We start from the raw sequence: 8030 nt of genomic DNA, 5'->3' as shown, positions 1-8030 counted from the left end.
GTATCCAGGGGTGATGGCCATGGTGCTCCGGTTCCTCTCTCATCCGGAGTGGCTCACAACCAGCCTGACACAGAGGGTTTTCGAGCAGAGAACTATCCGGACGTGACCACTGTTCGGGCCGGAGATGCTGTGGGCCGGCGCAAAACGACCTGAGATGGTGCCGTTTCAGTGGCAACGCCGCAGGTGAATGGTACGAGGCCCGGGACGCCATTGTCCCGGGCCTCGTCGGCTCTCCTGCGGCGACTGGTCTGCGGAGGCGGCCGGTCCCGTCAGCCTTCGGGCCGGGGACCGACCGCCCGCACACGCGTCGGCGACGGCCGCGCTCAACCCTCCGGCACGACCTCGCCGGCCTTGAGGCGAGCCACCCGCTGGTCCCAGAAGTCGGCGTTGCGGACACCGATCTTCTCGGGCTCGAACACCGGATCCAGGCCGTGCTTCGTCTGGCGTTCGAAGTCGCGCAGGAGCTTGAAGGCCGGCTGCTGCAGGATGAGGATGCCGATGATGTTCAGCCAGGCCATGAGACCCACGCCGATGTCGCCGAGGGCCCAGGCGCTGCCGGACGCCGACATCGCACCGACGGCGACGGCGATGAGGATGAGCAGCTGCAGGATGCGCTTGCCCACCGCGAGGACCGTCGTGTTCCTGACCTTGCCGAGCAGGTACACGAGGTTCGTCTCCGCCATGTAGTAGTAGGCGACCATCGTCGTCAGCGCGAAGAGGAAGATCGAGATCGCGATGAACCCGGCACCGAAGCCGTGGATCATCGAATCCAGACCCGCCTGGGGCCACTTCTCACCAGGTGTCGTGGCGATGGCTTCGACCATCTGACCGCGTCCGGTGCCGATGATCGTCTCACCGTCGGCGTCGAAGACCCTGTACATGCCGGTCGAGAGGATCATGAACGCGGTCGCCGAGCACACGAAGAGAGTGTCGATGTAGACCGAACCGGCCTGGACGAGCCCCTGCTTGGACGGGTGTGAGACCTCAGCCGCCGAGGCGGCGTGCGGTCCGGTCCCCTGTCCGGCCTCGTTGGAGTAGATGCCGCGCTGGACGCCCCACTGCACGGCCATGCCGATGATGCCGCCGAAGGCGGCTTCCTGCCCGGCGTCGATGCCGAAAGCCGACTTGAACATGAGTTCGAAGACCGGGATGATCTGCTCGGCGTTGATGAACGTCACGGCGATGGCCGCGATGATGTAGATGACGGCCATGAATGGCACGGCCAATGAGGCGAAGTGCGCGATGCGCTTGATTCCGCCGATGACGATGAAGCCCATGATGATGACCAGGGCGATCGCCGTCGCCCAGGTCGGCACGTTCCAGGCGTTCTCGACGGCGCCGGAGATCGCATTGGACTGGATGCCCGGCAACATGAAGGACATGGCCAGGACGGTCACGGCAGCGAAGACCATGCCGTAGACCTTGAACAGACCCTTGGCCTTCGTGTGACGGTAGGCCTTCTCGATGTAGAAGGCCGGGCCGCCGCGGTACTCACCGGTGCGGGGATCCTGCTCCTTGAAGATCTGACCGAGCGTCGATTCGACATAGGAGGTCGAGGCGCCGAGCAGGGCCGAGATCCACATCCACACCACGGCGCCGGGCCCGCCGAAGCCGATGGCGGTGGCGACGCCGGCGATGTTGCCGACGCCGACACGGCCGGCCAGCGAGATCGCCAGCGCTTGGAAGGATGAGACTCCTTCATTGGAGCTCTTGCCGCGGAACATCTGCGTGAAGATGGCAGGGATCTGTCGGATCTGAACCGCTCGCGAGCGGATCGTGAAATAGACACCGGCGCCGAGGCACAGGTAGACGAGGGCGGACGACCACACCACCCCGTTGAGCCAGTCGATGAAAGCGGACACGCTTCTCCATTCGTAGTCGCCGAGCCGGGATCACCGGCTCGGCGTCGCTGCGGGAATGTCTGTGCCAGAGCGCTGACCGCCGGGTGAGCGGCCGGGTTCTCGAGAGTTCCTCGGCAGTTCTCTGTGATGCACCTCATAAGTGAAACCGATTGTGATCTGGGACGCAAATCGACTGCGCCGGGCCGCCTCGGCGAATTATTGCGAAGTCATTGCGAAGTGCGTCACAGCCTATGATTCAGTTCACTATTTGGGACGCGAACCGTATGATGTGGTGCGGATCTCTTCGAGCAAAGACGACACGAAGAGCACACTTGAAATGACAGGAACACCATGAAACGACGCACTGGTGCAAAGGCCGTGGCCATCGCCGCGGCCGGCGCTCTGCTCCTCTCCGCCTGCTCGACCTCGACGACCGGAGGCGGCGACGGAGACGACGAAGGCGGCATGCTCACGGTCGGAACGACGGACAAGGTGGTCGCCCTCGACCCTGCCGGGGCCTATGACAACGGAAGCTCTCTCGTCGAACAGCAGGTCTACCCGTTCCTGCTGGCCTACAAGCCCGGAACCGCCGACCTCAATCCCTCGATCGCGGAGTCCGCGGACTTCACCGAGCCGACGAAGTACGAGGTCAAGCTCAAGGAGGGGATGAAGTTCGCCAACGGCAATGAGCTGACTTCCTCGGACGTGAAGTTCTCCTTCGACCGCCAGCTGAAGATCCAGGATCCCAACGGTCCGTCCTCCCTCCTCGGCGGTCTGAAGTCCGTGGAGACCCCGGATGAGCAGACCGTGATCTTCAATCTCAAGCGTGAGAACGATCAGACCTGGCCGGGCGTGCTCGCCAGCGCCGCCGGCCCGATCGTCGACGAAGACGTCTTCGACGCCGATGCCATCACCGAGAATCAGGAGATCGTCGACGGCAAGGCCTTCGCCGGCCCCTATACGATCGCCGGCTTCGACTTCAACAAGCTGATCACGTACAAGGCCTATGACGGTTACAAGGGCTACCTGGAACCGGCGAAGACCGAGACCGTGCAGATGAAGTACTACTCGGACGCGAACAACATGAAGCTCGACGTCCAGGAGAACAAGATCGACGTCGCCTGGCGTTCGCTCTCGGCCACCGACATCGAGGATCTCGGCAAGAAGGAGAACCTCACGGTCCACAAGGGGCCTGGCGGCGAGATCCGCTACATCGTGTTCAACCTCGACACGATGCCCTTCGGTGCGAAGACCGACAACGCCGACGAGGACAAGGCGCTCGCGGTCCGGCAGGCCATGGCCGACTCGGTCGACCGGCAGGCCGTCGCCTCGCAGGTCTACAAGGACACGTTCACTCCGCTGTACTCACATGTCCCCGACGGTCTGCCGGGTGCCGACCAGCCGCTGAAGTCCGAATACGGCGACGGTGAGGGCGGTCCCGATGTGGCGAAGGCCAAGAAGGCCCTCAAGGAAGCGGGAGTCGAGACGCCGGTCAAGCTCAACCTGCAGTACAACCCGGATCACTATGGTCCGTCATCGGGCGACGAGTACGCACTCATCAAGGACCAGCTGGACAAGACCGGTCTGTTCGACGTCAACCTCCAATCGACCGAATGGGTGCAGTACAACAAGGACCGCACCGACGATGCCTACCCGATGTACCAGCTGGGATGGTTCCCGGACTACTCGGACGCAGACAACTACCTGATGCCCTTCTTCTATGACACGGACGATACCCCGAGCTTCTTGGGCAACCACTACCGTGACAAGACGATGAACAAGGAGCTCGACGCGCAGTCCTCCATCGACGACAAGGACAAGCGGGCGGCGGCGCTCAAGAAGATCCAGGGCCAGCTGGCCGAGGAGCTGCCGACTCTGCCGCTGCTGCAGGGCAGCCAGATCGCAGTCTCCGGCAAGGACGTCAAGGGTGTGGACGACACCCTCGACCCTGCGTTCCAGTTCCGACTGGCACTGCTGAGCAAGTGATCACCCACACGAGGTGCAGGTGAGCCGACCGGGCTGCCTGCACCTCGTGGCGCGTTCGCATCCGAGAGGGGCCGCCGCGACCCGGCGCCTCCTCTCGTCTGCACGTGCCCACAGGCATCGAAACGAACACTGCGAAGGAACACATGTCTGCAGCCATCAGCGAACCTGGGGCGGAAGCGGCCGAGACCTCGGTCTCGGTGAAGAAGCCCTCCGGGGGAGGTCTGGGACGCTATGTCCTCGTCCGCTTCCTCCTCATCATTCCCACCATCTTCATCCTCACCACACTCGTCTTCTTCCTCATGCGGATCACCGGCGACCCGATCACCGCATCGATGGGCGGACGCCTGACGCAGGATCAGCTCGCCGAGCGCATCCATGCAGCCGGCTATGACCGACCGCTCCTCGTCCAGTACTTCGAGTACATGGGCGATCTGCTCAAGGGCGACTTCGGCACGGCCGTCTCCGATGGGCAGCCCGTCTCGCACATCCTGTTGACCTACGGGACCGCGACCGTCGAACTCGTCTTCTACGCCCTCATCGTGGCGTTCGTCCTCGGCATCCCGCTGGGCATGCTCGCCGCCTACCACCGTGACAAGGCACCGGATGCCGCGCTCCGTGTGCTCGCCATCCTCGGCTACGCCACCCCGGTGTTCTTCGCCGGCATGATCCTCAAGCTCCTCTTCGGGGTGTTCCTGCCCATCCTGCCCGTCTCCGGACGCGGGACCACGCAGACCGAATACATCCTCTCCGGCGTGGTCGATCCGACCGGCTTCTACCTCATCGACGCACTGCGGATCGGCAACTTCTCCGTGGTCGGCGATGTGCTCGCCCATGCGGTGCTGCCGGCGATCGCTCTCGGCGTGCTCACGGCCGGTGTGTTCCTCAGGCTCGTGCGCACGAACCTCATCGGCACGCTCGAGCAGCAGTACATCGACTCCGGGCGTTCCCGCGGCATCTCCGAATACCGTCTTGTGACCAAGCACGCCTACCGTCCGGCGCTGATCCCGATCGTCACGGTCATGGGCATGCAGATCGCGCTCATGCTCGCCGGCGCCGTGCTCACGGAGACGACCTTCGGGTGGCAGGGTCTCGGCTTCAAGCTCGCCGAGTACCTCACCGCCCGAGACTTCGTGGCGGTGCAGGGAATCGTCGTGTTCCTCGCCGTCATCGTCGCGATCACGAACTTCATCGTCGACGTCCTCGCCGCATTCATCGATCCCCGAGTGAGGTACTGATGTCCACTCCACAGAATCCACAGACCAACGATTCCCCCGCCGAGGCGGCCCCCGGATCCGGTGTCCCCGCCCTCGCCTTCGATGACACGGCCAAGAAGTCCTGGTTCTCCCGGCTGCCGATCGTCTCCCATCTGCGGCAGTCGGTCGGTCTGCAGCGCGGGATGCTCATCACCGGGCTCGTGCTCTGCGGCATCGTCATCATCTGCGCGGTCTTCGCCCCGCTCATCGCCCCCTACGGCTTCAACCAGCTGGGCACCTCCGAAGGCAACTTCGGGTCGAAGCTGCCCCCCGGAGGCACGCATATCTGGGGCACCACGGTCGGCGGTTACGATGTGTTCTCCCGCGTCGTCTGGGGCGCCCAGACCGCTGTGGCCGTCATCGTCGTGGCCATCGTGATGTCGATCTTCGCCGGGGTCATCCTCGGTCTCATCTCCGGCTACCTCGGCGGCTGGCTCGACCGCATCCTCGTCGTCATCGCCGATGCCGTCTACGCCTTCCCGACCCTTCTGCTGGCGCTGGTCATGTCGATCGCGATCTCGGGCGGCCAGTCGAGTGCGTGGGGCGGCATCGCCGCGGCCGCGTTCTCGATCACCGTGGTCTTCATTCCGCAGTACTTCCGCGTCGTCCGTGCGGAGACCCTGCGGCTCAAAGCCGAGCCCTTCGTCGAGTCGGCGATCGTCCTCGGGGCCTCGAAGACGCGGATCATCTCCAAGCACATCTTCCGCAACGCCACGCGCACGCTGCCGCTGATCTTCACGCTCAACTCCTCCGAGGCGATCCTGACCCTGGCCGGACTCGGCTTCCTGGGATTCGGAATCGAACCCACCTCGGCGTCGGAATGGGGCTATGACCTCAACAAGGCCCTGCCGGACGTGACGTCCGGCGTGTGGTGGACCTCGGTGTTCCCGGGCCTGGCCATCGTGCTCACGGTGCTCGGCATCACCCTGGTCGGGGAGTCGATGAACGATCTCAACGACCCGCGCCTGCGCGTGCGGCGCAAAGCCAAGACGAAGAACGTCAAGCCTGCGGAGGTCAAGGCATGAGCAAGCAGACACAGGATTCGACTGCCTCCACAACCGGCAGCATCCTCGACGTCGAGGGTCTCGACGTCACCTTCTCCACCGACGGCGGCGATGTGCACGCGGTCAAGGACGTGTCCCTGACGGTCTCTCCCGGCGAGGTGCTCGCCATCGTCGGCGAATCCGGATCCGGAAAGACCGTGACCGCCCGGTCCATCCTCGGCCTGCTGCCGGAGACGGCGCAGCGCTCAGGGGCCGTGGTCATCTCCGGCAAGAACGTGCTCGGTGTCTCTGCCGAGCAGCTGCGGGCGATGCGGGGATCCGATGTGGCGATGGTCTTCCAGGAGCCCTCGACCGCGCTCAACCCCGTCTACACCGTCGGCTGGCAGATCGCCGAGGGGCTGCGGGCGCACGATAGGAAGGCGAGCAAGTCCGAGCTCAAGGCCCGGGTCGTGGCCGCGATGGAACAGGTCGGCATCCCCGATGCCGAGAATCGCTTCGACTACTACCCGCACCAGTTCTCCGGCGGGCAGAAACAGCGCATCGTCATCGCCATGGCGCTCGCCCTGGGGGCGAAGCTCATCGTCGCCGACGAACCGACCACGGCCCTCGACGTCACCGTACAGGCCGAGATCCTCGATCTGCTGCGCCAGCTGCGTGACGAGACGGGCACGGCCATCGTGCTCATCACCCACAACATGGGCGTCGTCGCCGACCTCGCCGACCGGGTGGCCGTGATGTTCCGCGGCGACCTCGTCGAGGTCTCGACCGTCGAGCAGCTCTTCAGCGACCCGAAGGAGGAGTACACGCGCGCGCTGCTCGCGGCCGTGCCCCGCCTCGGTTCGACCGTGGCGGGAAGTCGGAAGGCAGCAGCCGCCGAGGCGGGTCGAAGCTCCGGTGGTGCCGCCTCGGCGGGGGAGGCCTCGGACAGCCCCGCGGGCGAGGCCTCGGGCAGCGCCGCCTCGGTGGGGGAGGGGAAGGCGCGGGAGCCGATCGTCATCGCGCGCGACCTCGACATCGTCTACCCGGGTGGGTTCGGCCGTGCCGACTTCCATGCGGTGAAGAAGGTCAGCTTCGACATCAGGGCCGGCGAGGTGTATGGACTGGTCGGCGAATCCGGTTCGGGCAAGACCACGATCGGTCGCGCGATCGCCGGTCTGACCAGAGCCAGCGGCGGCAGCCTCACGGTGCTCGGGCATGAGATGGTCGGCTTCAAGGAGCGTGAGTTCTCGAAGATCCGGCGACGGATCGGATTCGTCTTCCAGGACCCGGCGGCGTCATTCAACCCGCACCTGACGATCGGCGAATGCATTGCCGAACCCTTCGCGATCCATCGGCGGGAGATGAGCGCGGCGGATCGGTCGAGGCGGGTGCTCGAGCTGCTCGATTCCGTGCAGCTGCCGAGCGCTTACGGGGCGCGGTACCCGCACGAGCTGTCAGGTGGGCAGCGGCAGCGGGCCTCCCTGGCGCGCGGGCTGGCTCTCGACCCCGAGCTGCTCATCGCCGACGAGCCGACCTCGGCGCTGGATGTCTCGGTTCAGGCCAAGGTGCTCGAACTGTTCGTCGAACTGCAGAACCGCTTCGACTTCGCGGCCCTGTTCATCAGCCACGACCTCGCCGTGGTCGACATGCTCTCCGATCGCATCGGGGTGCTCTTCCAAGGGGAGCTGCTCGAGGAGGGGACGGGAGAGCAGGTGCTCGGAGCTCCGGAGGCCGACTACACGAAGCGCCTCATCGCCTCGCTGCCGGTGCCCGATCCGGCCGAGCAGGCCGAGCGCCGCGAACTGGCGCGCAGCCTCCGCACCCCCTGATTGCTGCCTGACGGCGGCCAAGCACTCTCGCGCAAGGTTGCTGGGCCGCCGTCGGGCAGCACGGGCGGGTCAGCTGGTGTCGGCGGCGGGGTGAACCGGCCCGTCTGTCGGCTGGGTGCGTGCGTCTGTGGTCACTGC

5 protein-coding genes are annotated in these 8030 nt (G+C 65.3%); 4 read left to right on the top strand and 1 reads right to left on the bottom strand.

Features of this window, described 5'->3' with window-relative positions:
* Positions 1-323: 323 nt before the first annotated feature.
* Positions 324-1862 carry an alanine/glycine:cation symporter family protein gene (locus IIE29_RS05130; protein WP_209324066.1) on the bottom strand — a complete coding sequence of 513 codons (1539 nt, stop codon included), beginning with the start codon at positions 1860-1862 and terminating at the stop codon, positions 324-326.
* A 330-nt stretch (positions 1863-2192) separates the two neighbouring features.
* On the opposite strand from IIE29_RS05130, the gene IIE29_RS05125 reads away from it, so the two are divergent.
* The 4 genes from IIE29_RS05125 (at position 2193) to IIE29_RS05110 (ending at position 7892) form a co-directional block, all read left to right on the top strand.
* Positions 2193-3827 carry an ABC transporter substrate-binding protein gene (locus tag IIE29_RS05125; protein ID WP_209324065.1) on the top strand — a complete coding sequence of 545 codons (1635 nt, stop codon included), beginning with the start codon at positions 2193-2195 and terminating at the stop codon, positions 3825-3827.
* A gap of 143 nt (positions 3828-3970) precedes the next feature.
* On the top strand, positions 3971-5062 hold the full coding sequence (locus tag IIE29_RS05120; RefSeq protein ID WP_209324064.1) for an ABC transporter permease: 1092 nt from the start codon (positions 3971-3973) through the stop codon (positions 5060-5062).
* Positions 5062-6105, top strand: a complete 1044-nt coding sequence (locus IIE29_RS05115) for an ABC transporter permease (RefSeq protein ID WP_246475688.1) — start codon at positions 5062-5064, stop codon at positions 6103-6105. The genes IIE29_RS05120 and IIE29_RS05115 overlap by 1 nt, the downstream gene beginning before the upstream one ends.
* The gene (locus IIE29_RS05110; RefSeq protein ID WP_209324063.1) at positions 6102-7892 is read left to right on the top strand and encodes a dipeptide ABC transporter ATP-binding protein; all 1791 of its coding nucleotides are present in this window, start codon (positions 6102-6104) and stop codon (positions 7890-7892) included. Before IIE29_RS05115 ends, IIE29_RS05110 begins: the two co-directional genes overlap by 4 nt.
* The last annotated feature ends 138 nt before the right edge of the window (positions 7893-8030 follow it).

Origin of the sequence: Brevibacterium renqingii (assembly GCF_017808095.1) — a bacterium.
Taxonomy (GTDB): Bacteria; Actinomycetota; Actinomycetes; order Actinomycetales; family Brevibacteriaceae; genus Brevibacterium; species Brevibacterium renqingii.
This window is presented reverse-complemented; position numbering and strand designations above follow the sequence as displayed.